At 72.2% G+C, this 23,988-nt stretch carries 22 protein-coding genes; 10 read left to right on the top strand and 12 right to left on the bottom strand.

Features of this window, described 5'->3' with window-relative positions:
- Positions 1 to 46: 46 nt before the first annotated feature.
- Together ACIRPT_RS13780 and ACIRPT_RS13775 are read right to left on the bottom strand one after the other, a co-directional pair.
- Positions 47 to 964, bottom strand: coding sequence for a RimK family alpha-L-glutamate ligase (locus ACIRPT_RS13780; protein ID WP_403826545.1), 918 nt, complete (start codon positions 962 to 964; stop codon positions 47 to 49).
- The gene (locus ACIRPT_RS13775; protein ID WP_403826542.1) at positions 961 to 1,965 is read right to left on the bottom strand and encodes a RimK family alpha-L-glutamate ligase; all 1,005 of its coding nucleotides are present in this window, start codon (positions 1,963 to 1,965) and stop codon (positions 961 to 963) included. Before ACIRPT_RS13775 ends, ACIRPT_RS13780 begins: the two co-directional genes overlap by 4 nt.
- 742 nt (positions 1,966 to 2,707) lie before the next feature.
- Here ACIRPT_RS13775 and ACIRPT_RS13770 point away from each other — a divergent pair.
- The gene (locus ACIRPT_RS13770) at positions 2,708 to 3,979 is read left to right on the top strand and encodes an amidohydrolase family protein (RefSeq protein ID WP_403827075.1); all 1,272 of its coding nucleotides are present in this window, start codon (positions 2,708 to 2,710) and stop codon (positions 3,977 to 3,979) included.
- Positions 3,980 to 4,032: 53 nt separating this feature from the next.
- Here ACIRPT_RS13770 and ACIRPT_RS13765 read toward each other — a convergent pair whose 3' ends face one another.
- Both ACIRPT_RS13765 and ACIRPT_RS13760 read right to left on the bottom strand, forming a co-directional pair.
- On the bottom strand, positions 4,033 to 5,619 hold the full coding sequence (locus ACIRPT_RS13765) for an MFS transporter (protein WP_403826539.1): 1,587 nt from the start codon (positions 5,617 to 5,619) through the stop codon (positions 4,033 to 4,035).
- Positions 5,620 to 5,631: 12 nt separating this feature from the next.
- A complete protein-coding gene (locus ACIRPT_RS13760) occupies positions 5,632 to 6,429 on the bottom strand; it encodes a GntR family transcriptional regulator (protein WP_403826536.1) in 798 nt (265 codons plus the stop codon).
- Between the two features lie 236 nt (positions 6,430 to 6,665).
- On the opposite strand from ACIRPT_RS13760, the gene ACIRPT_RS13755 reads away from it, so the two are divergent.
- From ACIRPT_RS13755 to ACIRPT_RS13740, 4 genes are all read left to right on the top strand, one after another.
- Positions 6,666 to 7,181, top strand: coding sequence for an Lrp/AsnC family transcriptional regulator (locus ACIRPT_RS13755; RefSeq protein ID WP_403499225.1), 516 nt, complete (start codon positions 6,666 to 6,668; stop codon positions 7,179 to 7,181).
- A gap of 182 nt (positions 7,182 to 7,363) precedes the next feature.
- Positions 7,364 to 8,221, top strand: coding sequence for a dimethylargininase (gene ddaH, locus ACIRPT_RS13750; RefSeq protein WP_403826533.1), 858 nt, complete (start codon positions 7,364 to 7,366; stop codon positions 8,219 to 8,221).
- Positions 8,218 to 9,462 (top strand): ornithine--oxo-acid transaminase, encoded by a 1,245-nt coding sequence (gene rocD / locus ACIRPT_RS13745; protein WP_403826530.1) that lies wholly within the window; start codon positions 8,218 to 8,220, stop codon positions 9,460 to 9,462. The genes ddaH and rocD overlap by 4 nt, the downstream gene beginning before the upstream one ends.
- 278 nt (positions 9,463 to 9,740) lie before the next feature.
- A complete protein-coding gene (locus tag ACIRPT_RS13740; RefSeq protein WP_403826526.1) occupies positions 9,741 to 10,508 on the top strand; it encodes an alpha/beta hydrolase in 768 nt (255 codons plus the stop codon).
- 61 nt (positions 10,509 to 10,569) lie between these two features.
- Here the strand turns inward: ACIRPT_RS13740 and ACIRPT_RS13735 are convergent, their stop codons facing one another.
- Both ACIRPT_RS13735 and ACIRPT_RS13730 read right to left on the bottom strand, forming a co-directional pair.
- Positions 10,570 to 11,430: an aldo/keto reductase gene (locus tag ACIRPT_RS13735; RefSeq protein ID WP_403826523.1), complete on the bottom strand. Its 861-nt coding sequence runs from the start codon at positions 11,428 to 11,430 to the stop codon at positions 10,570 to 10,572.
- 101 nt (positions 11,431 to 11,531) lie between these two features.
- Positions 11,532 to 12,014 carry a DUF3515 domain-containing protein gene (locus ACIRPT_RS13730; RefSeq protein WP_403826520.1) on the bottom strand — a complete coding sequence of 161 codons (483 nt, stop codon included), beginning with the start codon at positions 12,012 to 12,014 and terminating at the stop codon, positions 11,532 to 11,534.
- A gap of 229 nt (positions 12,015 to 12,243) precedes the next feature.
- Between ACIRPT_RS13730 and ACIRPT_RS13725 the strand changes: the two genes are divergently transcribed.
- Positions 12,244 to 14,136, top strand: a complete 1,893-nt coding sequence (locus tag ACIRPT_RS13725) for a protein kinase (RefSeq protein ID WP_403826517.1) — start codon at positions 12,244 to 12,246, stop codon at positions 14,134 to 14,136.
- A 19-nt stretch (positions 14,137 to 14,155) separates the two neighbouring features.
- On the opposite strand, the gene ACIRPT_RS13720 is transcribed toward ACIRPT_RS13725, so the two are convergent.
- Together ACIRPT_RS13720 and ACIRPT_RS13715 are read right to left on the bottom strand one after the other, a co-directional pair.
- Positions 14,156 to 14,692 carry a hypothetical protein gene (locus ACIRPT_RS13720; RefSeq protein ID WP_403826514.1) on the bottom strand — a complete coding sequence of 179 codons (537 nt, stop codon included), beginning with the start codon at positions 14,690 to 14,692 and terminating at the stop codon, positions 14,156 to 14,158.
- A 40-nt stretch (positions 14,693 to 14,732) separates the two neighbouring features.
- Positions 14,733 to 15,692 (bottom strand): helix-turn-helix domain-containing protein, encoded by a 960-nt coding sequence (locus tag ACIRPT_RS13715; protein WP_403826511.1) that lies wholly within the window; start codon positions 15,690 to 15,692, stop codon positions 14,733 to 14,735.
- Between the two features lie 70 nt (positions 15,693 to 15,762).
- On the opposite strand from ACIRPT_RS13715, the gene ACIRPT_RS13710 reads away from it, so the two are divergent.
- The gene (locus tag ACIRPT_RS13710) at positions 15,763 to 16,155 is read left to right on the top strand and encodes a cupin domain-containing protein (RefSeq protein ID WP_403826508.1); all 393 of its coding nucleotides are present in this window, start codon (positions 15,763 to 15,765) and stop codon (positions 16,153 to 16,155) included.
- Between the two features lie 341 nt (positions 16,156 to 16,496).
- Positions 16,497 to 18,680 (top strand): RNA polymerase recycling motor ATPase HelR, encoded by a 2,184-nt coding sequence (gene helR / locus ACIRPT_RS13705; protein ID WP_403826505.1) that lies wholly within the window; start codon positions 16,497 to 16,499, stop codon positions 18,678 to 18,680.
- Between the two features lie 64 nt (positions 18,681 to 18,744).
- Here helR and ACIRPT_RS13700 read toward each other — a convergent pair whose 3' ends face one another.
- Positions 18,745 to 19,989, bottom strand: a complete 1,245-nt coding sequence (locus tag ACIRPT_RS13700; protein WP_403826502.1) for an alpha/beta hydrolase family protein — start codon at positions 19,987 to 19,989, stop codon at positions 18,745 to 18,747.
- 195 nt (positions 19,990 to 20,184) lie between these two features.
- Between ACIRPT_RS13700 and ACIRPT_RS13695 the strand changes: the two genes are divergently transcribed.
- Positions 20,185 to 20,526, top strand: coding sequence for a DoxX family protein (locus tag ACIRPT_RS13695; protein ID WP_403826499.1), 342 nt, complete (start codon positions 20,185 to 20,187; stop codon positions 20,524 to 20,526).
- A gap of 59 nt (positions 20,527 to 20,585) precedes the next feature.
- On the opposite strand, the gene ACIRPT_RS13690 is transcribed toward ACIRPT_RS13695, so the two are convergent.
- The gene (locus ACIRPT_RS13690) at positions 20,586 to 21,233 is read right to left on the bottom strand and encodes a LuxR C-terminal-related transcriptional regulator (RefSeq protein ID WP_403499257.1); all 648 of its coding nucleotides are present in this window, start codon (positions 21,231 to 21,233) and stop codon (positions 20,586 to 20,588) included.
- Positions 21,218 to 22,474 carry a sensor histidine kinase gene (locus tag ACIRPT_RS13685; RefSeq protein WP_403826495.1) on the bottom strand — a complete coding sequence of 419 codons (1,257 nt, stop codon included), beginning with the start codon at positions 22,472 to 22,474 and terminating at the stop codon, positions 21,218 to 21,220. The genes ACIRPT_RS13690 and ACIRPT_RS13685 overlap by 16 nt, the downstream gene beginning before the upstream one ends.
- 259 nt (positions 22,475 to 22,733) lie before the next feature.
- Between ACIRPT_RS13685 and ACIRPT_RS13680 the strand changes: the two genes are divergently transcribed.
- Positions 22,734 to 23,204, top strand: a complete 471-nt coding sequence (locus tag ACIRPT_RS13680; protein WP_403826492.1) for a hypothetical protein — start codon at positions 22,734 to 22,736, stop codon at positions 23,202 to 23,204.
- Positions 23,205 to 23,249: 45 nt separating this feature from the next.
- Here the strand turns inward: ACIRPT_RS13680 and ACIRPT_RS13675 are convergent, their stop codons facing one another.
- Positions 23,250 to 23,885 carry a TetR/AcrR family transcriptional regulator gene (locus ACIRPT_RS13675; RefSeq protein WP_403826489.1) on the bottom strand — a complete coding sequence of 212 codons (636 nt, stop codon included), beginning with the start codon at positions 23,883 to 23,885 and terminating at the stop codon, positions 23,250 to 23,252.
- Between the last annotated feature and the right edge of the window lie 103 nt (positions 23,886 to 23,988).

Below are 23,988 nucleotides of genomic sequence, written 5' to 3'. Positions count from 1 at the left end.
GGCACAGCACTACCCGGGGACGAAGCGGACTAGGCTTTTTCCGGCATTAACTTGCGCCTGTGGGCGTGGTGTTGGTAATGGGCGCCGGGATACGCGCAAGAGGCACGGGCGCCGGGTCCGGCTTCCGCCGCGGCGCCCGTCCGGCCGCCCGACCGCCCGCCCGTAGCGCCAGTTCCGCCAGGGCGTTCGGCGCGCCCGCCTGGCCGCGGATGCCGGGGAAGGCATTGATGTCGACGATGAGCGGCGCACCGCCCCCGGTTTCCAGGATGTCCACCCCGTAGACCTCCAGGCCGAAGACCTCGCCGACCCGCAGCGCCGGGCCGGTCCAGGCCGCGGGCAGGTCGGTGACCGGCAGCGGCAGCGTCGGCCCGCGCCCCTCCGGTGCCAGTTCCGAACGGCGCCGGGCGGCGAAGAGCCGCCCGGCGACCACCCACAGCTTGAGATCCCAGCCGCTGTTCGCGGTGAACTCCTGGACGACCAACGGTTCGTCGGCCCAGTCGGCCGCTAGCGCGTGCAGCCGTGCGGCGCTGTCGACGCGGGCCACGAGGTCTTGGCGGCGGCTGTGCCGGCTCTTGATCACCAGCGGGGCGGACGGTTCACCGTCCGCCGCCAGCTGCGCCAGCGTGGGTACGTACCGCGTCCCGGCGAACGGGAGGCCTGCCCCCCGCGCCAGCTCGGCCATCTCGACCCGGTCCTGGCACCGCGCGGTGGCCGCCGCGGAGTTGATGACCACCGCGCCGCGCTCCTCCAGGACGGCCGCGAGGGCCAGCGCCCGCGGCGTACGCGCCTTGAGGAGGTAGACATCGGCGAGGTCACCGGGCGTGGCGTCGAGCGCCTCGGCGGGGCAGGCCCAGCGGTCGTCGCGGGGATCGAGGGACTCCACCCGGTGGCGAGGCGCCAGCAGCTCGGCGGCGGCGGCCAGCAGCGGGTGCTCCGGGTCCGCCGTCAGCAGACAGATCCTCATCGCGCGCCGTCCAGCGCCGCCCCGGACCCGGCCTTGGCCAGCACGACGCGGGGCCGTCCGGCGGAGGCGCGCCCGGCGGGGGCCTGTTCGTCGGCGGCCGGAACCGTCGCCACCGCCGGGACCACAGCGACGTCCGCGGGGCCGCCCGGCGCAACACCCAGGGGAATCGCCGTGTCGGCCGCCGTGCGACCGCCCGTACGCGCGAGCCGCAGCACCGCCTGCGACACCCTGGCCACCGCATCCGGCACCTGACGGAAGCTCGGGAAGTCATTGACGTCGACGACCACCGGCCCGTCCGGCCCGAGCAGGATGTCGGCCCCGTACAGATCCAGCCCGAAGACCTCGCCGATCTCCGCCGCGATCCGGGCGACTTCGGGTGTCAACGGGACCTGCCGTTCGAGGACGGTGTGCGCCGGATGCAGCGGTGAGCAGCGTTCGGTCGCATAGATGTCGCCGGCGACGCTGTAGACCTTCAGGTCGGTACCGGAGTTGGGTACGTACGGCTGCGCGATGAGCAGACCGCCGCCGGCCTCCTCGAAACCCGGATCCAGCAGCCGGTCCGGCGACGCGACCAGCCGTACCGCGCGCCCGGAACTGCCGTCGGCGGGCTTGACCACCAGCGGGTATTCCGTCTCGGGTATCTCGGCGAACTCCTCGGGCCGGGCCGCCGCGTAGGTCACCGGAACGGGCAGTCCGCCGCGGCGGGCGAGCACCGCCGCCAGCGCTTTGTCGCGTACGCCCCGGATCGCCCGCGCGTCGTTCACCGTGGTCAGGCCGACGGCGGCGGCGGCTTCCAGAAGCGTGAGCCCGGGGCCGCCGGAGACGGTCTTGAGCACCCAGGCGTCGTGGCCGCCCGCCTCTATCGCCTCCGATATGCGCAGCAGCGACCGGCCGGGCCACACCACATCCACCTCGTGACCCCAGGCGCCGAGTTGGCGGATCACATCCAGGGGCATGCCGTCGTGGCGATACTGCTCCTCCACCAGGAAGCACAGCTTCATCAACACACCCTCAAATGCCCTCGTGATCGCCGCATGACACACCAGGATCCCATGTGCCTCTTGGGCAACGGGCCGTGGCCCGTATCCGGCAACGGGCCGTGGCCCGCATCCGGCGCCGGGGGCGCCCGCGGTGTTTCGGCGAAGTTACGCCACCAACGGCACCCGGTGCGCGCGCCATGACCTGGGCTTTGCCCTACGCGGCCGAGGGCTCCGCCACCAGCCCTCCCACCTGCTAAATCCCGGATGTCGGAAGTCTTGTTCCGCTTCTGGCGCGGTCCTAAGGTCGGGCCACCCGGCGCGGCTGACCTCGTTCACGGGTGCTTTCTGGCGTCGACGCGCGCGCGGCACACCCCGCCGCTGCCCGTGTGCGGACGCGTACCAACGGCGGATTCACGGGAAGCAGGCGAGCGGGTTGGCGAACGAAGAGCAGGACCAGCAGCAGGACCAGCAGCAGGAGGCCACGGCCCCCCGGAACGACGGCCAGGACAGCGGTCAGGAAAGCGGTCAGGAAAGCGGCCGGGCCGGTGTCGCGCGGCGGGGCTTCCTCGTCAAGGTGGGCCTGACCGGCGCCGGGGGACTCCTCGGCGCGGCGATAGCCGGCGGCGCGGCCCCCACGGCCCAGGCCGCCTCAACGGCACCGGCGGCACCGGCCACCGGCGCGGCGGCAGCGGCAGCAGGCGGGAAGAAGAACGGCCCGCGCCCCGAGGACTTCGGCGGCGCCCAGCAGCTCCTCGTCCCCGAGCTGCTCCTCCTCCCGGACGGGCCGGTCCGGGACCACGCCGTCCTCGTCGACGGCAGGAAATTCCGCGCGATCGGCCCCGCGAAGAAGCTGATCGCCGCGCACCCCCACCTCGACCCGGTGCGGCTGGACGGCCATCTCCTCATGCCCGGGTTCGTCGACGCCCACCATCACCTCACCCAGAGCTTCGGCAAGGCCCAGTCGTTCGGGCAGCCTTCGGAGATCTTCAAGACCATCTGGGAGCCGCTGGAACATGCGCTGGACGAGGAGACCGCCTACCTCTCCGCGAAGCTGGCCGCGCTGGAGGCGCTGCGCGGCGGCTTCACCACCGTCGCCGACGCAGGTACCCGCGCTCCGGTCGATGTGGCGGCGCTGGCGAAGGGGACCGAGGAAGCCGGCATCCGCTGCGTACTGTCCAAGATCGTCTCCGATGGGACGGGCGGCCCCGCGCACCTGGGGCGGTGGGAGAAGCACCCGCTGATCCACCCCTCGCTGGCGATCGCCGTCGCCGAGGACGCGACCCCCGCCGTCATCAAGCACACCGGGGACCTCTGCCGCGAGGCCGGGGCGATCCTCCAGATCCATGTGAACGAACATCTCGCCTCCGTGGAGCGCTCGTTGAAGAGCGTGGGCCGCCGGCCGGTGGACTATCTGCACCACATCGGCGCCCTCGGGCCGCACGTTCTCGGCGCGCACGCCACCCTGCTCACCCCCGCCGAGATGCGCATGCTGGCCGACTCCGGGGCGGCGATCAGCTACAACCCGGTGGCCAGCGCCTGGAAGGGCAACGCCGTCGCGCAGGCCGACATGCTGGCGGCGCTGGGCGTGCGGTTCGGGATGGGTACCGACGGCACCCGCGGCGACGGCTTCCGGCTGCTCGACGCGGCCGAATCGGCGCAGCGGCTGACCAGCGGCCTGGCGACCGGGGACTCGGTGTGCGGGGCCGGGCGGCGGTGGCTGGAGCATGCGACGTCGCGGAGCGCCGATGCGCTCGGGCTGGGCCGCATCACCGGCGAGATCGCGGTCGGCAAGGCGGCGGACTTCCTGGTCGTGGACATCAACGTCCCCGAACTGACGCCCTCCTACGACCTGCAATGGGAACTTGTCCGCCTGGCGAACCGCGATCTGATCACCGCGGTGGTCGTCGACGGCCGGCTCCGGCTGTGGGAGGGCTGGCCCACGGACTGGGACGCCCGCGCGCTGGTGGAGCGGGCGGCGAAGGTAGGGCCCGAGGTCGTACGGAAGGCCAACATCCAGCGCGTCGAGCCGAGATAGCGGGCCACGGCCGGGGCGGTGGCCGCTCGTCGGGAGCCGGTCACCGCCCCTCGTCAGCGCCCTTTGCCTCCGTCCCGGGTCACCGTCTCCTTCGGGATCCACCGCGCGATCAGCAGCGCCGCGAGGACAACTCCCGCGGCCAGCCCCAGCGTCGCCATGTGCAGCCCGTCCGTGAACGCATCGACGACCGCCGCCCGCACCCGCCCGTCCGGCGTGCGGGCCTCGGCGGCCGCCACCGTCGTCGGACGGCCAGGACCCGACAGCGACGCGGGCAGCCGCGCCGTGAACACCGCCGTCGTGATCGTCCCCGTCACCGCGATGCCGAGGGCGCTGCCCAACTCCCGTGCCAGGCTCTGGAGTCCGGACCCGGTGCCCGCCCGGTCGGCGGGCAGCGCGGCCATCATGGCGTGCGAGAGCAGCGGGGTGGCGATGCCGCAGCCGAGCGCGGTGAGCCCGGCGCCCAGGGCATAGAGCGCGTACGGGGTACGGGCGTCGGCGGCGGACACCGTACCCAGCCCGCCCGCCAGCACGAACATGCCGACGACGACCGTGCCGCGCCGCCCGCACACCCGCTCCAGCAGCAGCCCGCAGCGCGGCCCGGCCAGCAGCGCCGCCGCCATCGGCAGCAGCCGCACCCCCGCTCCCAACGGCCCGTACCCCTTGGCGTACTGGAGGTACTGGCCGTTGAGGTAGAAGAGCCCGAACATGCCGGTGAACAGCGCCGCCATGCCTACCGCCCCCGCGCGCACGCCCGGCCGCGCGAACAGCCGCGGGTCGAGCAGCGGCTCGGCGGCCCGCAGTCCGTGCCGCGCCCAGGCCGCCAGCAGCACCGCCGCCACGGCGAGGGCGCCCAGCACCGCCGGGCTCCCCCATCCGGCCTGCGGCCCCGACACGATCCCGTACAGCAGGGCGAGAAAGCCGCCGGTGAGCAGCGCGCTGCCGAGCGGCGCGGCCGGACGGGGATGGCGGGCGGTGACGGGGGTGACCGCGGCGGCCAGCAGCAGCGCGCCCAGCGCCGGCGGGACCACGGCCCAAAACAGGGTGCGCCAGGTGCCGTACTCGATGGCCGCGCCGCCGCCGACATTCCCCAGCACGGCGGCGAGGCCGGTCATCGACGCCCAGATGGCGATGGCCTTGCGGCGCGGCCCGTCCGGCAGCCCCTCCACCAGCAGGGCCAGGGTGGTGGGCAGCACGGCGGCCGCGCCCACCCCGCTGATCATCCGTCCGGCGATCAGCGCGCCGACCCCGGGCGCCGCCGCGCACACCACCGAGCCGGCCGCGAAGACGCCCATTCCGCACAGCAGCGTGCCCTTGCGCCCGCGCCGGTCGGCGAGCGCCCCCGCGGGCACCAGCAGGCAGGCGAAGACGACGACATAGCCGTCGACGACCCAGACGACCGCCTCCGCCGAGGGATGCAGCGTCCCGGCGGAGAGGTCCGGGATGGCCAGGTTCACGGCGGAGACCATGCCGACGACCAGCGTGACGCAGAGACACATGGCGACGGTCATCAGGGCGCGGGGCCGGCGCGGCCCGTGCGGCCCGTGGGACCCGCGTACCCAGGCGCGCCCGGCGCCGGCCCTCTCCGCGTCGCCGCGCGCTTCCGCCGTCCGCTCGCCGTCCTCCGTCTCGGAGCGCCTCAACGGTCCGGCCTCCTAGGACGGGTCGGGGAGGCCGTCGACCGCGCCCCGCGCCCGGTCGAGCGTCGCGTGCAGCGTCAGGCGGTCCCCCCGCAGATGAATGAACTCCAGGTCGGCGGGGCGGCCGTCGGCGAGCCGGGTGAGCCGTTCGACGGCGAGCACCGCACCGCCCTCGGGCATCGCCAGCACCGCACACGTCGCCGGATCCGCCACCACGGCCTGTACGGAGACCTCCGCGCGGCCCAGCGGCATCCCCACGCCCGTCTCGATCAGCTCGAACACGTCCTGCTTCTCCAGGGCTTCGCGCCCCAGCGCCAGCAGCGGCTCCCCCACCTCGGCGAGGAGATAGGTGCAGTCCAGGGACAGCGGCGTGCCGTCCACCCGCCGCAGCCGCTCCACATAGACGGCCGGTGCCCCGTCGGCCAGGCCCAGCCGCCGGGCGACCGAGTGCGGCGGCCGTACGGTCCTGGCCTCGCGCACCTCGTTGGCGACCGCTCCGTGCCGCTGGAGCACCTCGGCGAGCCCGGAGAGTTCCCCGAGCGGATGCTGATACGCCCGCCCGACCACCACCGTGCCCACACCCCGCCGCCGCGCCACCAGCCCCTCGTCGCGCAGCAGCCCCAGCGCCTCCCGCACCGTGTTCCGCGAGGTCCCGAATTCGGCGATCAGCGCCCGCTCGTCCGGCAGCACCCCGCCCAAAAACGCCCCCCGCAGCACCTGCCCGCGCAGCACGTTCGCCACCCGCCGGGCCCGGTCGGCCCGCGTCAGCGACTCCCCGGCCGCCCCACCGGCCCCCGGCTTCGGATCCCGCACCGCGCCACCTTTCCGAACGGACGCCGGAGCGCTCCCCCGGACGCACTCCGAACCCACGCCCGACGCCGCGTTCCCTTCCGCCGCCGGACCCGCCCGACGCTAGGCGCCAGATGTTGCGGCGAAGTTACGCCACCACATCTGACCTGCATCGATGTCTGACCTGGGAATTCCGGCACAGCGGCCGCGGCAACGCCACCACCGTGGCCCCGCGCGCCGGCGATCGCTACGGTGGGGCCATGAACAAGGCCGCCCCCTTCGACGCACTGGACCGCAAGATCGTCGCGGCCCTGATGGAGAACGGCCGGGCGAGCTTCGCGGAGATCGGCTCGGCCATCGGGCTGTCGTCCACCGCGGTCAAACGCCGCGTCGACCGGCTCCGCGAGAACGACGTGATCACCGGCTTCACCGCCACGGTGCGGCCCGCCGCGCTCGGCTGGCTCACCGAGGCGTACGTCGAGGTGTACTGCGACAGCGCCGCCCCGCCCCGCCGCCTCGCGGAGGTCGTCCGCAACCACCCGGAGATCGCCGCGGCGATGACCGTCACCGGCGGCGCCGATGCCTTGCTGCACGTGCGGGCCACCGACGTCGAGCACTTCGAGGAAGTCCTGGAGCGCATCCGCACCGAGCCGTTCATCCGCAAGACGATCAGCTACATGGTCCTGTCCCATCTGCTCCCGGACAGCCCGGACGCGGGCACGGACCGCCCCTCCGCCGCGATGGGCGCCCCACCCCGCGCAGGAAACCCGCGCTAGCCGCCCCAGATACGCAGCATTCCTGCGCAAACAAGCAGCCTTCGGTCCTTGTGGCCGGAATCCGGTGCTCCGTACCGTGTGAACTGCGACCGAGTGACGATCACTAACCCTCGGTCACCCCGCTCACACCGGTCACCCCGGCCACCCCCACCTGCCCTTGCAGGAAGCGAAGGGATGCTTCTGTGCCAACGAGTCGTATCTCGCGCGCCCGGCGCTATCTGGTCTGCCAGCCCCGGCACTTCGACGTGCACTACGCCATCAACCCCTGGATGCGTGACGACGCGCAGGTGGACACGGCCCTCGCGGGCCGCCAATGGCAAACCCTGATCGACGCCTACCGCGACCACGGCCACGAGGTGGAGACCGTGGCCCCCGTCCCCGGCCTCCCCGACATGGTCTTCGCGGCCAACTCCGCGCTCACCCTCGCCGGCAAGGTCTTCGGCTCCCGCTTCCACGCCCCCCAGCGCCGCCCGGAATCCACCGAGTACGAGACCTGGTTCAAGGCGGCCGGATACGACGTCTACCAGCCGGAATCGACCTGCGAGGGCGAGGGCGATCTCGTACCGGCCGGCCGCTACATCCTCGCCGGTACGGGCTTCCGCACGACCCGCGAGGCGCACGCCGAGGTGCAGGAGTTCTTCGGCGTACCGACCATCGGCCTGCGCCTGGTGGACCCGCACTTCTACCACCTGGACACCGCCCTCTTCGTCCTCGGCGCACCCGGGGAACCCGAAGAAGGGCGAGAATCCGAAGAAGCGGCGGAACCCACCCTCGCGTACTACCCGGAGGCGTTCTCCTCCGGCAGCCGCGAAGTGCTCCGGCGGCTCTTCCCGAACGCGATCCTCGCCACCCGCGACGACGCCATGGCCTTCGGCCTCAACTCCGTCTCCGACGGCCGCCATGTCTTCATCGCCCCCCAGGCGACCGGCCTCATCGACCAGCTCACCGCCCGTGGCTATGTCCCCGTCCCCGTCGACCTCTCCGAGTTCCACAAGGCCGGCGGCGGCATCAAGTGCTGCACTCAGGAGATCCGCCCGTGACCGCACCCGCGCGCATCGCGCCCCCTCGCACCCCCCGTTCCCCCCGTTCCTCGGATGACCTCATCCAGGCCGAACGGCCGGTCCTCGCCCACAACTACCACCCCCTCCCCGTCGTCATCGCCCGCGCCGAAGGCGTCTGGGTCGAGGACGTCGAGGGCCGCCGCTACCTCGACATGCTGGCGGGCTACTCGGCGCTGAACTTCGGCCACCGCCACCCCGCCCTGATCGAGGCCGCCCACCGCCAGCTCGACCAGCTCACCCTCACCTCGCGCGCCTTCCACCACGACCGCCTCGCCGAGTTCGCCGCGAGCCTGGCGGGCCTCACCGGCCTCGACATGGTGCTCCCGATGAACACCGGCGCCGAAGCGGTGGAGAGCGGCATCAAGGTCGCCCGCAAATGGGCCTACGACGTCAAGGGCGTCCCGGCCGACCGGGCCACCATCGTCGTGGCCGCCGGCAACTTCCACGGCCGTACGACCACCATCGTCAGCTTCTCCGACGACGACACCGCCCGCACCGGCTTCGGCCCCTTCACCCCCGGCTTCCGCGTCGTCCCCTACAACGACCTCCCGGCCCTCGAAGCGGCCATCGACGACACCACGGCCGCCGTCCTGATCGAACCCATCCAGGGCGAGGCGGGCGTCCTCATCCCCGACGACGGCTACCTCACCGGCGTCCGCGACCTCACCCGGCGCACCGGCTGCCTCTTCATCGCCGACGAGATCCAGTCCGGCCTCGGACGCACCGGCCGCACCCTGGCCGTCGACCACGAATCCGTCGTCCCGGACGTCCTGCTGCTCGGCAAGGCCCTCGGCGGCGGCATCGTCCCGGTCTCCGCCGTCGTCGCCCGCCGCGACATCATGGGCGTCCTCGGCCCCGGCCAGCACGGCTCCACCTTCGGCGGCAACCCCCTCGCGGCCGCCGTCGGCTCCGCCGTCGTCGACCTCCTCAAGACCGGCGAATTCCAGGCCCACGCCGCCGACCTGGGCGAACTCCTCCACAGCGGCCTCGCCGCCCTCACCGGCAAGGGCGTCACCGGCTTCCGCACCCGCGGCCTGTGGGCCGGCATCGACATCGATCCCGCCCTCGGCACCGGCCGCGCCATCAGCGAACGCCTGCTCAAGGAAGGCGTCCTCGTCAAGGACACCCATGGCTCCACCATCCGCCTCGCTCCGCCGCTGACCATCACCCGGGAGGAACTGACGGGCGCCCTGGAGGCCCTGGAACGGGCGCTGTCGTAGACAAGCGCCCGCCGTCAGTCCTCAGGGATCCGGCTCCGGGCGTCGCGTCCGGAGCCGGACCAGGGCCTGTCCGCAGTGGTGATCGCGGGCAGGAAAAAGGGCTGGGCCCGATGCCGACCTGGCTGGTACCTTCCAGCTGACCGCGACACCGCCCGAGGAGGTGAGACCCATGAACGCTGTATCGACGTGGGTGCTCCCCCTTCCCGTCACGGCCGGCGACTGACGTAGGTGTCGCCGGGAGCGCCTCGACAACAAGGCACTCCCGAAAGGCCACACTTATGTACTCTCTGCAATTCACCGCCGAGTCGTCGTCGAACGGCATGATCGAGCGCGACTTCACCGTGGGCGACGTCCCCGGAGTCCTCTGGTCGCCGCCCTCCGGCGCCGATCGCGCGCCCCTGGTCCTGATGGGCCACGGCGGCGGCACCCACAAGAAGCACCCGTCGATGGCGGGCCGCGCCCGCCTTCTCGTGACCGGCTGCGGCTTCCATGCCGCCGTCATCGACGCGCCCGGTCACGGCGACCGGCCGCGCACCGCGCACGACGAGCGGGAGATCGCCGAGCTGTACCGGGCGAGGGCGGCCGGCGAGCCGGAAGGCCCCGTTGTCGTCCGTTACAACGCCCACCTGGCGGAGCTCGCCGTGCCTGAGTACCGCACGACCCTGGACGCCCTCCAGGAACTTCCGGAGATCGGCGCCGATGGGCCGGTCGGCTACTGGGGCATCAACATGGGCACCGCGATCGGCGTGCCGTTCGTGGCGAGCGAACCCCGGATCACGGCCGCGGTCTTCGGCCAGCACTGGCCCGAGGCCCTGGCCGAGAAGGCGAAGGGGATCACCGTCCCGGTCGAGTTCGACCTGCAGTGGGACGACGAGCACATCCCGCGCGAGGCCGGTCTCGCGCTGTTCGACGCCTTCGCCTCGAAGGAGAAGTCGCTGCACGTGAACTCGGGCAGGCACAAGGAGCTGCCCCGGTTCGAGGCCGACAGCGCGGCCCGGTTCTTCGCCCGGCACCTTGGCGGCCGGGCGGTCACCGCACCGGCCTGACGTGCGCGATCGCGGCGCCCGGCGCCCGAGCCGGGCGCCGCGGCGCGACCCCTGACCGGCCCTAAACGACGTCGAGTTCGGCGAACTCCGCCTCGGTCAGCTTCAGGTCTGCCGCTGCCGCCGAATCGCGGATGGTCGTCGGCCGGGACGCCCCCGGGATCGGAACGACGACCGGAGACTTCGCCAACTCCCATGCCAGACACACCTGTTGGGGACTGACGCCACGCTCCGCCGCGATCCGGGCGAAGGCGGCGTGCGACGAACCCAGGTCACCCGCCCGGGAGATACCGCCCAGCGGGCTGTACGGCAGGAACGCGATGCCCAGCTCGGTGCACAGCCGCAACAACGGCTCACTGTCACGGACGGCCGGCGAGAAGTTGTTCTGGACGGACACCAGCCGCTCGCCGAGGATCGCATGCGCTTCGCGCAGCTGCCCGGAGTCCACGTTCGAAATGCCGACCGCGCGGATCTTTCCCGCGTCGTACAGGTCGCGCAGCGCGCCCACCGAGTCGGCGTACGGCACGCCCGGGTCCGGCACATGCAGCTGGTAGAGGCCGATGGTGTCCCCGCCCAGCCGCTTGAGCGAGCCCTCGCAGGCCTCCCGCAGCGTCGCGGGATCCCCGTTGAAGGACCACTCACCGTCGGCGCCGCGCGCCGCCCCGCCCTTCGTGCCGACCAGCACACCGGAGGTGTCGCCCCCGTACGCCGCCAGCGCACGGGCGATCAGCGACTCGTTGTGGCCGGTCTCGGAGGAGTTCAGGCAGTACGACATGGCCGTATCGATGAACGTGATCCCCGCGTCGAGCGCGGCATGGACGGTCGCGACCGCGCGCTCCTCGTCCGGCCGCCCCTCGATGGAGAGCGGCATCCCGCCGAGCCCGATGGCGCTGATCGCGGCGCTGCCGATGCGGCGACTGTGCATGTCCCTACCCCCTGGAGTGACGCGTGCGACGCCCGAGACCCTACGCGTCCGGCCCCCCGCCCACCGCCGTTCCCCGGAAATGCCCGGCGGCCTTCCCGCGCCTACCCGGGCTGGGAAATCCCGGGCACGGTCTTCTTCACCGCATCGGCCAGATCCATCAGCGCGCCGACGTCGCCGTACTCCGCGGGAATGCTCACCTCGACATACGCCTTGCGCAGTGCGGTGGTGCAGCGATGACCGCCGCCTTCCGCATTCTCCAGCAGCCAGCGCACCCCACGAATTTCGCCACCCGGCGCCTGGGCGTTGAGCATTTCCGCCGGCCGTACGACACCACAGCGGAGCACGATGGCGGAATCGCCCCATGCCGCCGTATACGGCGACGAGGGGTCCGTGTCCCTCCGCTTGCCCCCGGCCACGGAATCCGGCAGGGCCTCGATCAGCTTCTTACACATCCGCTTGGCCTTCGCCTCCGGGACGGGCGCCGCCACCGGCACCGCGTCCCCGGAGAAGACGAACACCGCGGCGATGGCCACCAGCACCACCGTGACCGAAACCCCACCCACCGCCGCGCGACGAGAATTCATATCCCGACGATATCCGCCGCCCCGCGGCCCGGATGACGCGGCGGCCCTAACTGCGGCCAACCGCACGGCGAAGCTCCGGCCGCCCCTGCGCATTCCGGACTCCCCATCAGGACCGACGGCCGGAACATTGCCCGGAATCCCCAAGTCCCTTTCTCCCGCGCCCGGTTCTGCATTGCCCCCAAGACCCCCTTCCCGCTCGGCTCTCCGGTTCTTGGGTAGCCTTCCCGCCATGACGGTGAACGGGGGAAACGGGTTCGACCTGAGCGGCAGCGGCGCCGAGCCGCTGGCGGCGGAGGACCCGCGGCGGATCGGTTCGATACCGCTGGTCGGCAGGCTCGGCTCGGGCGGCATGGGGCGGGTCTATCTGGGAATTGCTTCGGGGCGCTATGCCGCCGTCAAGCAGGTCCTGCCGTACCTCGCCGAGGACGAGGAATTCCTGCGCCACTTCGGGCACGAACTCGACAACCTCTCCCGGCTGCCCGTCGAGGTCACCGCGCCGCTGCTCGCCAGCGATCGCGCCGCGCGGCCGCCGTGGTTCGCCACCTCGTACATACCGGGCCTCCCCCTGAGCGAGGCCGTCCGGATACACGACGACCACCTGCCGGCCGACGCGCTGTGGCTGCTGCTGCGGGAGGCGGCCGCCGGCCTGAAGGCGGTGCACGCACTGGACATGGTGCACCGGGACCTCAAGCCCTCGAACGTCATGCTGACCCTCGACGGCCTCACCCTCATCGACTTCGGAGTCGCCCGCGCCGCCGACCAGAGCCGGCTGACCAAAACCGGCATGATCGTGGGCACGCCGGCCTATATGTCTCCCGAACAGGCCGCGGGAAAACGCCAGTTGAGCGGCGCCACGGACGTCTTCGCCCTGGGGTCCCTCGTGGCCTACGCGGCGGGCGGCCGGCCGCCCTTCGGTGACGGCGGCGGGCTCGACATGCTGTACCGCATCGTGCACGACCAGCCCGATCTCCAGCCCGTACGCGATCTGGACCCGGACCTCGCCGCGGCCGTCGCCTCCTGCCTGGACAAGGACCCCGAGGGCCGCCCCACAGCGGCCGAACTCCTCGCACTCGCCACGGACCGCGGCCCGTCCGCGACCCGCTCCTGGCCGTCGGCCATCAGCGACCTGCTGTCCGCACGCGCCACCTTCGCCGCAACGGTGCAGCCGGCCCCCGAGCCGGAAGCGCCACCCGCCCGGACCCTTCCCGCCCCACCACCGGAACCGGCACAGGGCGGGAAGGACGGGGATGACAGGGATGCCGGGAAGGGCGGAAAGGACGCGGAAGCCACGCCACCGGCCGCCCCCGCCCCCACCACGGCCCCCGCCGCACCCGAACGGAAACGCCGCCGCACCCTGCTCGCCGTCGTCCCCGTCGTCGTCGTGGCGGCCGGTGCGCCCCTGGCCATGCGCCTCCTCCCCTTCACCGCCGCACCGCAGGACAACCCACAGGCCAATCCGCCCAGTTCGGCCACCGCACCCCTCCACCCCGCACCGTCCTCGTCCGACGCGGCCGCCTCGGGTGGGACGAAGCCGGGTAAGTCGCGTAAGCAGGAAAAGCAGGGCAAGCGGCATTCCGCGTCGCCGGACCACGGAAAGGACGGTTCCCCAGCCGGGAACGGGGGCACCGGGGCGTCCTCGGCCTCGGGCGGCGGCTCCGACGCACACGGCGGCACCGACGGCTCCAGCGGCAGCTCCGGTTCGAGCGCCTCAGGTGGTTCGGGTAGCTCGGGCGGTACGTCACCCAAGCCCCCCGCCTCGGGCACCTACCGCCTCAAGAACGGCAACAACGGCGACTGCCTCACCGTGCTCGTCATCGGCAACGCCACCGCCTACCGCAGCTGCGCGGACGACTCGTCCTCCCGGTGGACCTTCAAGCCCGCGTCGAACGGCACCTACACGCTGGTCAACGAGCGCACCGGCGGCTGTCTGTCCGGCGGCATGCCCGGCAATGACGTCATGACCGTCACCTGCGGCCAGGGCGACCAGAGATGGGACCCCGGCTCCGGCGGCACCCTCCGGAGCACGTTCAACGACCAGTGCCTCGATCTGGGCTCCCAGGGCAGCGTGACGACGGCGACCTGCGACTCGGGCAAGGCCTCGCAGCGCTGGTCGAAGCTGTGAGCCGGCCCGGCGGCCCGGCTCAGGGAGTCCGGGGCGGCGCAAGCCGCCATTCCCCGGAATGGCCGGGTGGGAGCGCCAGGTCACGCCGGACGGCCGCGTAGTACCCCTCACGTGCGGCGCGTTGGCGCTCGAGCAGGGCCGACCACGCTTCCGGGTCATGCGTCCGGTCCCGCAGGAACCCTTCCATGTCCATCACCGCGACGACCCATTTCCGGGCCTTCTCGACCACATCCGTAGTGCCGAGCATCAACAACGCCTCGCCGGCCGGATCCCGGGCATCGGTGGCATCGGCCAGGTGAGGCGCCGCTTCCTCGGGTGACAAGGGGTGCGGGTGAGGGTCGTTGCCGAGGTGGGCCGCGATCCGGTACGCCAGGGTGACGCTCTTCTTGAGCGTCCTGGCGTACTCGGCGTAGGCCGTCAGCCGCCGCTCCTCCCAACGCGCCGCCTGCTCCCGGCGGAAGCGGGCCTGATCGCCGTGCGTGGTCGCCAAGTACGACCCCAGGGCGCCGATCACCACGCCGATCAGGGCGGGAAGTTGTTGTATGAACGCCGACATGGCCAAACCGTATAGCTCGGATACCCGCGCGGCGCGGTCTCTAGTGACCGTCGCCCGGATCGGTCCGGAACGCCCTGCGGTAGGCGCCCGGTGTGGTGCCCACGGCGCGGAGGAAGCGTCGGCGGAGGTTGGTGGCCGAGGAGAGGCCGACGCGGCGGGCGACGGCCTCCAGGGGGAGCGCGGAGGATTCCAGCAGCTCGCGGGAGGCGGCGATGCGCTGGGCGAGCAGCCACTGCCCCGGGCTGACACCCAGCTGGTCGGCGAACCGGCGGGCGAGCGTACGGGCCGAGAGGCCCGCGTGCGCGGCCAGTTCTTCGACGGAGAGCGGTTCGTCGAGGCGACCGGTCACCCACTCCAGCAGCGGTGCGAGCGACCCGTCGATCTGGACGGGGTGCGGCGGCGCCGAGTACTGCAGCTGCCCGCCCTCGCGGTGCGGCGGCATGACCATGCTCCGGGCGACCTGCGCGGCGTACCCGGCGCCCTGGTCGCCGCGTACCAGGTGCAGACACAGGTCGATTCCGGCACCGGAGCCCGCGCTGGTGGCCGTATCGCCGTGGTCCACGTACAGCACGTCCGGATCCACCTGGACGTCCGGGAAGCGGTCGGCCAGCTCGCCGGCCCGCGCCCAGTGCGTGGTGGCCCGACGGCCGTTCAGCAGCCCGGCGTGCGCCAGCGCGAAGGCGCCGGAGCAGATGCTGACCACCCGCGCGCCGCGCTGGTGCGCGCGGCGCAGGGCCCGGACCACCGCGGGCGAGGGCGCCTCCTCGGTGGGCAGCCACCCGGGGACGACGACGGTGTCCGCCCGGTCGAGAGCGGCCAGTCCGTCGGTCACGAGCATGTCGTACCCGGCGAGCGTCGGCACCGGGCCCGGGTGTTCGGTGCAGACCCCGAAGGCGTACCGGGCGGGAATCCCCCGCCGCTCGATGCCGAACACTTCTGCCGCACAGCCGAGTTCGAAGGTGGACTGCGGAGGGTGGACGAGTGCGACCACGCGATGCATGGCAGGAAAGTACCTCAACATGTCTCTTCCGACACTCGGCCGGGCAGGAGCCGGCGGACAAGCTGGCCTCATGACAGCGAAAGAGCAGTCCGCAGCGCCGCAGACGACCGACCGGCACCCGGCACCCCGGACCCCGGCACCCCGACAGACACCCGGCTATGTGTGGTCCGCCGTGCGCGACGCCCCCGTGCGCGAACTCTTTCCCGGCATCCGGGTGCGCCCGCTGTGGACCGGGGACAACGGCGCGAAGGCCCAGGTGCTGGAGATGGACCCGGGCACCTGCTGGGAAGGCATCGACGTCCACGAACCGGGCCCCGAAGAGGTCTTCGTGGTCTCGGGCGAATTCCACGACGGCGAACGGGCCTATCCCGCGGGGACGTTCGTCCATGCCCCCGCGGGTTCCTCGCACGTCCCGCAGACGACGACGGGCTGCACGCTGTTCGTCTTCTATCCCGAGGGCTAGGGCGTGTCCGGTGGCTGGGGCCCGCACGATGGCTCGGCCCGTCCGGCGGCTCATCACGCGCGGACCGTGACGGCAGGTGAAACCCCACCCCTCGCCACTCTCAACGTATAGCGCACTGGGGGGCTTGCGGCAAGGCCCCGGTCGTACCGCAGAATCTCTGGCCTAGGCCCGTGACCTACGGAAATGTGAGATTCGCGAAGTGCATTCATTGTTGTTCGCTCATGAGGCGTGCGGTGGCGTCGGGCCGGTGGCGGGGCTCGCGCCGCGGGCGCTCGGCGCCGGGGCGCGGGGCTGCGCGTCGTCGGACTTCGCGGTAACGATCTCCGATGAGAGGCGATGACATGAGCTCCCTGACCACCAGCGCGTTCGACCTTCCCGATCGCCTCTCCGCCAAGGCCGACCCGACGCTGATCGCCGGCGACGAGGAGCACTTCGCGGCCATAGCGGAGTGCCTCGCGCAGACGATCGCCGAGCTGTCCGACAGTCTCGACGTCCTGCACAAGGCGCCCGGCGGCCTGGGCCGGCAGGCGATGGACCGGGACACGGAGATCCGCCGGCTGACCACCCGCCTGCGCACCCTGCGGCGCTTCGGTCTGGACCTGTGCCTCGGGCGCATCGTCGGCGCGGGGGACCACCCCGAGCCCGCGTACATCGGACGGCTCGGCCTCACCGACGCCGCGGGCCGTCGGCTGCTCATCGACTGGCGCTCCCCCGCGGCGGAGCCGTTCTTCGCGGCGACCCACGCCAACCCGATGGGGCTGGCGAGCCGCCGCAGGTATCGCTGGGCCAGTGGCCGCATCAGCGACTACTGGGACGAGGTGTTCACGGCGGACGGGTTCGAAGGGCATGCCGCGCTCGACGACCAGTCCGCCTTCATCGCCAGCCTGGGCGGCAACCGCTCGTCCCGGATGCGCGACGTCCTCGGCACGATCCAGGCCGACCAGGACGCCATCATCCGCGCGGGGTCCCGCGGCGCTCTCGTCGTCGACGGCGGCCCGGGTACGGGCAAGACCGTCGTCGCTCTGCACCGCTCCGCCCACCTCCTCTACTCCGACCCTCGCCTCGGTCACCGTCGGGGCGGCGTACTGTTCGTCGGTCCGCACCGGCCCTACCTGGCCTATGTCGCCGACGTCCTGCCCAGCCTCGGCGAGGAGGGCGTGCAGACCTGCATCCTCCAGGACCTCGTCGAGGAGGGAGCCACGGCGACGATCGAGACCGACCCGGACGTGGTCCGCCTGAAGTCGACCGCGGACATGGTGAAGGCGATCGAGCCCGCCGTCGGCATCTACGAGGAGCCGCCCACCAAGGGGATGACCGTCTCGACCCACTGGTCCGACATCTGGCTGAGTGCCGACGACTGGGCCGCGGCGTTCGAGGCCCCGGACCCCGGCACACCGCACAACGAAGCGCGCGACCAGATCTGGGAAGAGCTGGTCACGATCCTGCTGGACAAGCACGACGGCGACGACGTCCCGCCCGAACTGTTCCGCAGGTCGCTGCGGCAGAACCGGGAGCTGGTCGAGACCCTGAACCGCGCCTGGCCGATGCTCGAACCGACCGACCTCGTCGGAGACCTGTGGACGGTACCCGCCTACCTGCGCAAATGCGCTCCCTGGCTCAGCCGCGACGAGATCCGCAAGCTGCAGCGCGCCGAGCCCCAGGCCTGGACGGTCTCCGACCTGCCGCTCCTGGACGCGGCCCGGCAGCGGCTCGGCGACCCGGAGGCATCGCTGCGCAAGCGCCGGCACGCCGTCTCTGTCGCCGCCGAACGCGCCCGCATGGAGCGCGTCATCGACGAGGTCCTGTCGGCCGCCGACTTCTCCTCGGCGGGTGACGACAGCGAGGGCGCGGTGCGGATGCTGCGCGGAAAGGACCTCCAGGACACCCTGATCGACGAGAGCGCCCTGCCCACCGCCGAACCCGACCGGCTGGCGGGCCCGTTCGCGCACATCGTCGTGGACGAGGCTCAGGAACTGACCGACGCCGAGTGGCAGATGCTGCTGCTGCGCTGCCCGTCGCGGAGCTTCACCATTGTCGGGGACCGCGCCCAGGCGCGGCACGGCTTCACGGAGTCGTGGCGGGAGCGGCTCGAACGGGTCGGGCTCGACCGGATCGACCTGGCCTCCCTGAGCATCAACTACCGGACGCCGGAGGAGGTCATGACGGAAGCCGAGCCGGTCATCCGGGCCGTGCTCCCGGACGCCAATGTGCCGACCTCCATCCGCAGCGGCGGCGTCCCCGTCGTCCATGGATCCGTTGCCGATCTGGGCTCGGTCCTCGACACCTGGCTCGCCGCGCACGACGAGGGGATCGCCTGCGTCATCGGCGCCGGCGGCATCGAAGAGGGCGCGTTCCGGGCGACGTCCCGCGTCCGGTCGCTGACCCCGGAGCTGTCGAAGGGGCTGGAGTTCGACCTGGTCGTCCTCATCGATCCCGAGGCGTTCGGCGAGGGGATCGAAGGAGCGGTCGACCGCTATGTCGCGATGACCAGAGCGACTCAGCAACTGCTCATCCTCACCAGCTAGCCGGCCGGCCGGCTCTCCGGTGTCCCTCGGCAGGCCCGAGGGACACCGGAGTGAGGCGAGGTGCTCAGCGCATGGCGTTGAACTCGCGCACCACCTGCGGCAGGGCCTTGAGCACCGTCGTGCTGTGGTCGACGTCCCCGACGTCGCTGAGCTCGTGCCCGGCGCCGTGGGCGGTCAGCTGACGCCCGCAGTGCTCGGAGTTCGCGAAGGAGACGTCCTTGTCGCCCCTGGCGTGAAAGAGGTGCACCGGGACTTCCGGCTTCCAGTCACAGGTGGTGTCCAACACCCGGAGCTTCCGCCGCAGTTCTCCCCTGGGGTTGCGCACCTTGTTGAGGAACTCCTCGGTGAACAGCTCCTTCGACGTCCTCGGCAGCGCGTCGGCGATCTCCTCCCCCGTGTGGTAGCCGTCGAAGAGCTTCTCCACCTTCTTGTCGAACGGGGCGCGAAATGCCTGGCCAGGCGTGTCGTACAGGCCGTACATCCGGTTCCACGCCGTCGCGAAGTAGGCAAGGTAGAGCGATGACCGGTTGACCTTGTCGTCCGCCGCGGCGGCCTCGAAACCGCTCAGGTCGAACGGGCCGGCGATCGGGGCGAGGGCGCCCAGGCGGAAGTACCGGTCGGTGCCCTGGTGCAGGGCCCGCCCCACCATCATCGTGGCGGGTCCGCCCTGGGAGAAACCGCTGATCAGTACGCGCCGGTCGAGGTCGCGGCCGTCCCGCCGAACGAACGCGCGCGCCGCCCGCAGCGCGTCCACCGACGCGGTGACGGTCGCCCGGGGATGCCCGTACGGATGGGTTCCGGGCCCCTTGCCCAGGCCGAGGTAATCCGGGGCGGACACCGCGAGGCCGGTCGAGGCGAACAGCAACGCCGTGGTCCGGTCCGGGGAGCGGTCGTTGACCGAGGCCACTTCGCCCCGGTACACCTCGGTGCCGTGCAGCCAGGACACGGTCCGAAGACGGTTTTCGCCGTTCCTGGGCACCGCGATCAGCGCGCTGGCCGTGGTGGGCCGGCCCTTGGTGTCGACCGTGCGGTACACGATCCGGTGGGCCCGCACGCCGTAGCGGGCCTGTGCCGCATCGATACCCGCCTTCTTCAGGCGGGCCGCGACCTCCTTGACGTCCAGGTCCGCCACGAGGGTCGCGGAGACCACCGAGCCACGCGCCGCAGTCTGCGCAGCGGCGGCCCGGGCGGCGGGCGCAGCGGAATGCCGCCCACCGGCAAGTCCCGTTCCCGCCAGTACGGTCGCGGCGCACACCAGGGCGAGCGCGCCGGACGCAGTGAACCTTCTCTGTAACCGAGTGAAAGCCATGGCTGGACTCTGCCGTTCCCGGCGCACCCGGCGCATTGGGGCAGCCCCCCGTCTCGGTGAGGGGGTTTGCCACCGCAGCCGGTCCGCGAACCGCCCGTCACACTCGCGCCCCGCGCTACGTCAGGTCAGTGACGGGCTCACCAGGCCCGGCCGGTGCAAGTCCGCACCGGCATCCTCCCGATGAGGAGCATTTCGATGTCCATCGCCTACGTCGTCGTCACCCTCCTGGCCGCCGCCATGGCGGGCTTCTCGGCCGCCTCCGTCTTCCTCCGCGCCAAGTGGGTGGTGGAGCCCCTGGCCGACTACGGCGTCCCCCGCTCGTGGTGGACCTTGCTCGGTTCGGCCAAGGCCGCGGGTGCCGCGGGCCTGCTGGTCGGCCTGCTCGTGCCGGTTGTCGGTCTGCTGGCGGGGGTCGGTCTGGTGCTGTATTTCGCCGGGGCCGTCATCACCGTGATCCGGGCGCGCTCGTACGCGCACATCCCGTTCCCGCTGGTGTACGCGGCGCCGGTGGTCGGTGCGCTGGTGCTGGGAGCCTGAGCGACGAAGCGCGTCGGCAGGTCACCGAGGGCGTGCGGCGAGGGCCAGGGCGCCGCACGTCAGGGCTTGTTGAGGTAGGCCAGGACGGCGAGGACGCGGCGGTTGTTGTTGTCGTCATCGGTGATGCCGAGTTTGCCGAACATCGAGGTGGTGTACTTGCTGATGGCGCTGTCGCTGAGGAAGAGCCGCTGGGCGATGGCCTGGTTGGACAGTCCCTCGGCCATGAGGGCGAGCACGGAGTGTTCGCGTTCGGTGAGCCCCTCGAGCCGGCGGTTCGAGGACCCGGCGGAGAGCAACTTGGTGATGACGGCCGGGTCCATGGCGGTCCCGCCTCCGGCGACGCGTTCCAGGGCCTCGATGAACTGATCGGCGTCGAAGACGCTCTCTTTGAGGAAGTAGCCGATGCCGCCGGCGCCGTCGGCCAGGAGTTCGCGGGCATAGAGCTGTTCGACGTGCTGGGAGAGGATCAGGACCGGCAGTCCGGGCAGTTCGCGGCGGGCGGCGAGAGCCGCCCGCAGGCCCTCGTCCGACTGGGTCGGCGGCATGCGGACGTCGACGAGGGACACATCCGGCCGCCATGTCAGCAGCGCGTCGAGCGTCTCGGGTCCGGTGGCCGCCGTCGCCACCACCTGGTGTCCGTATGCCTCGAGGAGACGGGCCATTCCGTCGCGCAGGAGATAGAGGTCTTCGGCTACAACGATTCGCATGGCATCACCATTCTCGCCCGGGTCGGGCCGCCCGCCGGACTGTCGATCTCCAGGGTGCCGTCGAAGACCGTGAGGCGGCGGCGCAGCCCCGCAAGTCCGCCGTCGGCGCGCTCGGTGGCTCCGCCGCGGCCGTCGTCCTCCACCTCGGCGACGATGGCGTTGTCGTCCCGGGTGAGGGTGATGTGTGCCCGGGTCGCGCGGGCGTGCTTGACCGCGTTGGTCAGCAGTTCGGCGATCCCGAAGTACAGGGCGGACTCGATCGGCGGGTCCAGGCGGAGCCGGAGGTCGGCGCTGACGGCCGCTTCGAGCGGGCTGTCCAGGGCGAGGGCGCGGACGGCGTCGATGAGCCCTCGTTCGTTCAGCACCGGCGGGTTGATGCCCCTGACCAGTTCGCGGAGCTCGGTCAGTGACGTGGCGGCGCCGGTCCGCGCTTCCCGCATCAGCGCCTTGGCCCGGTCGGGGTCGGTTTCCATCAGCTTCTCCGCGGTCGCCAGGGAGAGTCCGAGCGAGACCAGGCGTGCCTGCGCCCCGTCGTGCAGGTCCCGCTCGATCCGGCGGATCTCGGCGGCCTGCGCGGCCGTCGCATCCGCGCGCTGGGCCGTCAGCTCATCCACCCGGTCCGCCAGCGCCATCGCAGGAGACGCGCCCAGGAAGCGGACGGCCACCGGCTCGAGGGACCGCCAGGCGTACGGGGCACAGGCGACGGCCACGACCAGGGCGAGCACCCCGAGGGCGCGCGCGGCGAGCGTGGGCTGGGAAAGGCCGATGACCGCCGCCGCGACGCCGGCCGGCGGGACGGCCGCGATCACGCCCACGGTGAGCGGTGCGATCGCCGTGAAGCGCAGGTCGCGCCAGCCGGCCGGATCGCTCCACCGGATCCGCATCCGCTGCTCGCGGCGGGCGTCCCGGCTGCTGCGCGTGTAGGAGAAACCGTTCCACCAATACCCGGTGGACATCCGCACCACCGGGCCGGGCTGCCGGTATCCGGCGGGAATGACGGTGCCCGTCCACTGCGCGACGAGGCTGCGGAACATCCGGCAGACGGGGCGCGACAGGGCGAGCGTGCCGAGGCAGGCCCACACGAATTCCGGGATCCACGACCAGGGACTCCCCGCCCACCAGATCCCCAGCACCACCGCGGCGGCCCACACGGCCGGCACCAGCATGCTGACGACCAGGACCATGCTCGCTCGTACGAAACCCACGCCGGCACTCGTCACCCACGACACCAGCTGTCGCATGACCATTCTTCTCGCTTCCTCGCTTCCTCGCTTCCGCACGCTGCCGCACCGCGCTGCTCCGCCGCCCCGGTCCGGCCGGTTCGACTTGGTGCCTCCACTGTGCGCCGCGGGGAGTCCGATCTCCGCCGGATCGGCCCGGAAGTGGGTCTGGCCCCACCCACCTGTGCGTCCAGGCCCATACCGCGCCGCGCAGGCGCTTCCTAGCGTCGACACCACAACGACGGCACGAAGGAAGCACGAAGGAAGAAGGACCAACGACATGGGAACCACCCACCACGCCACCGCCCCCGCCGCCCACCGCACCACGGCCGGCGCGGCCCGCCTCCACCACCCGAGCACCCAACGGGCCTTCGGCAAGGCGAAGATCCTCATCGCGGCCTACGGTGCGCTCAGCCTCGCCGTCCTCATGACGGTCGCCGTCCTCGCTATCACCGGCCACTCGGCGACCTCGTTCATGTGGGGCCGGTCGGGCGGAGTGCTCGCGAGCGCCGCGGTGCTCTACTGGCTGACCGTCCTCGCCTCACGGGGAACGCGATGGGCCTACCTGCGGGTGCGCATCCTCTCGGTCCTCATGCCGTTCGTGATCACCGCCGTCGACATGATCCCCGGCGTCTGCCCGTTGTGGTTCGCCCTGGCGCAGGCCACCTGCGCCGTCCCCCTCCTCGGGGCCGCGTTCATCAGCAACGGTTCCGGTCTTCGGGCCGCTCTCCCCAAGACCCCCCGGTCGTGAACGTGCCCGATGGACGTGTCCGACCGGGTCACGGCGACCGCCGTATCACCCCGCGGGACTTGCTTCCGCCGCGACCAGGACGCGCGCCGCCTGCCGGGCCCACCGCGCCGCGTCCGGGCTCCCGGACAGCGCCGCCGAGGTGATCGCGCCATCCACCAGAAGCGCCAACTGGCCGCCCAATACGTCCGGTTCGGGCGCCCCGAGGTCGCGCGCCAGCCCGGTGAGGTAGTCCAGCAACGCCTTCTTGTGCCGCCGGGCGGCGGACGCCACGGCCTCCGAGGTGGCACCCAGTTCGCCGAAGGAGTTGATGAAGGCGCAGCCGCGGAAGTCGGGGGCGGCGAACCAGGTGTGGAGCCAGTCGAAGACGGCGGACAGGCCGTCCTCGGGGGTGGCGGCGCGCTCGCCGACATGGGCGGCGAGGGCGGCGCGCCAGCGGAGGTCGCGGCGCTCGAGGTAGGCGGCGACGAGGTCGCTCTTGGAGGGGAAGCAGCCGTAGAGGCGCTTGAGGGAGACCCCGGCCGCGGTGCGGAGTTCGTCCATGCCGACGGCCTGGATGCCGCGGTCGTAGAACAGCTTCTCGGCGGCGTCGAGTATCCGCGTGCGGGGCTCGTCCGCGGTGGGTGCCCCGCCCGCGCCGCCGTCGCCGGTCGCGACGGCGTCGACGGCCTTGTCCTGGCGCATGTGTGACTCCCACTTCCGTCCGGCGCGTACATCGAGCACGTGCAATCGAGCGCTTCCCTTGAGTGCTTCCCTTGAGAACGCGCGTTCTCTAGACTAGCCGGGA

It is taken from the genome of Streptomyces sp. NPDC101227, assembly GCF_044767545.1.
In the GTDB taxonomy this organism is placed as follows: Bacteria; Actinomycetota; Actinomycetes; order Streptomycetales; family Streptomycetaceae; genus Streptomyces.
The sequence above is the reverse complement of the archived record's forward strand: the minus strand, read 5'-3'. Positions and strand labels throughout refer to the sequence as shown.

Coding starts and splice junctions, on each gene's coding strand:
- ACIRPT_RS13685 (WP_403826495.1), bottom strand. CDS start 22,474: ATGCGACAGCTGGTGTCGTGGGTGACGAGTGCCGGCGTGGGTTTCGTA.
- ACIRPT_RS13720 (WP_403826514.1), bottom strand. CDS start 14,692: ATGTCGGCGTTCATACAACAACTTCCCGCCCTGATCGGCGTGGTGATC.
- ACIRPT_RS13775 (WP_403826542.1), bottom strand. CDS start 1,965: ATGAAGCTGTGCTTCCTGGTGGAGGAGCAGTATCGCCACGACGGCATG.
- helR (WP_403826505.1), top strand. CDS start 16,497: ATGAGCTCCCTGACCACCAGCGCGTTCGACCTTCCCGATCGCCTCTCC.
- ACIRPT_RS13730 (WP_403826520.1), bottom strand. CDS start 12,014: ATGAATTCTCGTCGCGCGGCGGTGGGTGGGGTTTCGGTCACGGTGGTG.
- ACIRPT_RS13725 (WP_403826517.1), top strand. CDS start 12,244: ATGACGGTGAACGGGGGAAACGGGTTCGACCTGAGCGGCAGCGGCGCC.
- ACIRPT_RS13715 (WP_403826511.1), bottom strand. CDS start 15,692: ATGCATCGCGTGGTCGCACTCGTCCACCCTCCGCAGTCCACCTTCGAA.
- ACIRPT_RS13740 (WP_403826526.1), top strand. CDS start 9,741: ATGTACTCTCTGCAATTCACCGCCGAGTCGTCGTCGAACGGCATGATC.
- ACIRPT_RS13700 (WP_403826502.1), bottom strand. CDS start 19,989: ATGGCTTTCACTCGGTTACAGAGAAGGTTCACTGCGTCCGGCGCGCTC.
- ACIRPT_RS13675 (WP_403826489.1), bottom strand. CDS start 23,885: ATGCGCCAGGACAAGGCCGTCGACGCCGTCGCGACCGGCGACGGCGGC.
- ACIRPT_RS13780 (WP_403826545.1), bottom strand. CDS start 964: ATGAGGATCTGTCTGCTGACGGCGGACCCGGAGCACCCGCTGCTGGCC.
- ACIRPT_RS13735 (WP_403826523.1), bottom strand. CDS start 11,430: ATGCACAGTCGCCGCATCGGCAGCGCCGCGATCAGCGCCATCGGGCTC.
- ACIRPT_RS13695 (WP_403826499.1), top strand. CDS start 20,185: ATGTCCATCGCCTACGTCGTCGTCACCCTCCTGGCCGCCGCCATGGCG.
- ACIRPT_RS13690 (WP_403499257.1), bottom strand. CDS start 21,233: ATGCGAATCGTTGTAGCCGAAGACCTCTATCTCCTGCGCGACGGAATG.
- ACIRPT_RS13710 (WP_403826508.1), top strand. CDS start 15,763: ATGACAGCGAAAGAGCAGTCCGCAGCGCCGCAGACGACCGACCGGCAC.
- ACIRPT_RS13755 (WP_403499225.1), top strand. CDS start 6,666: ATGAACAAGGCCGCCCCCTTCGACGCACTGGACCGCAAGATCGTCGCG.
- ACIRPT_RS13680 (WP_403826492.1), top strand. CDS start 22,734: ATGGGAACCACCCACCACGCCACCGCCCCCGCCGCCCACCGCACCACG.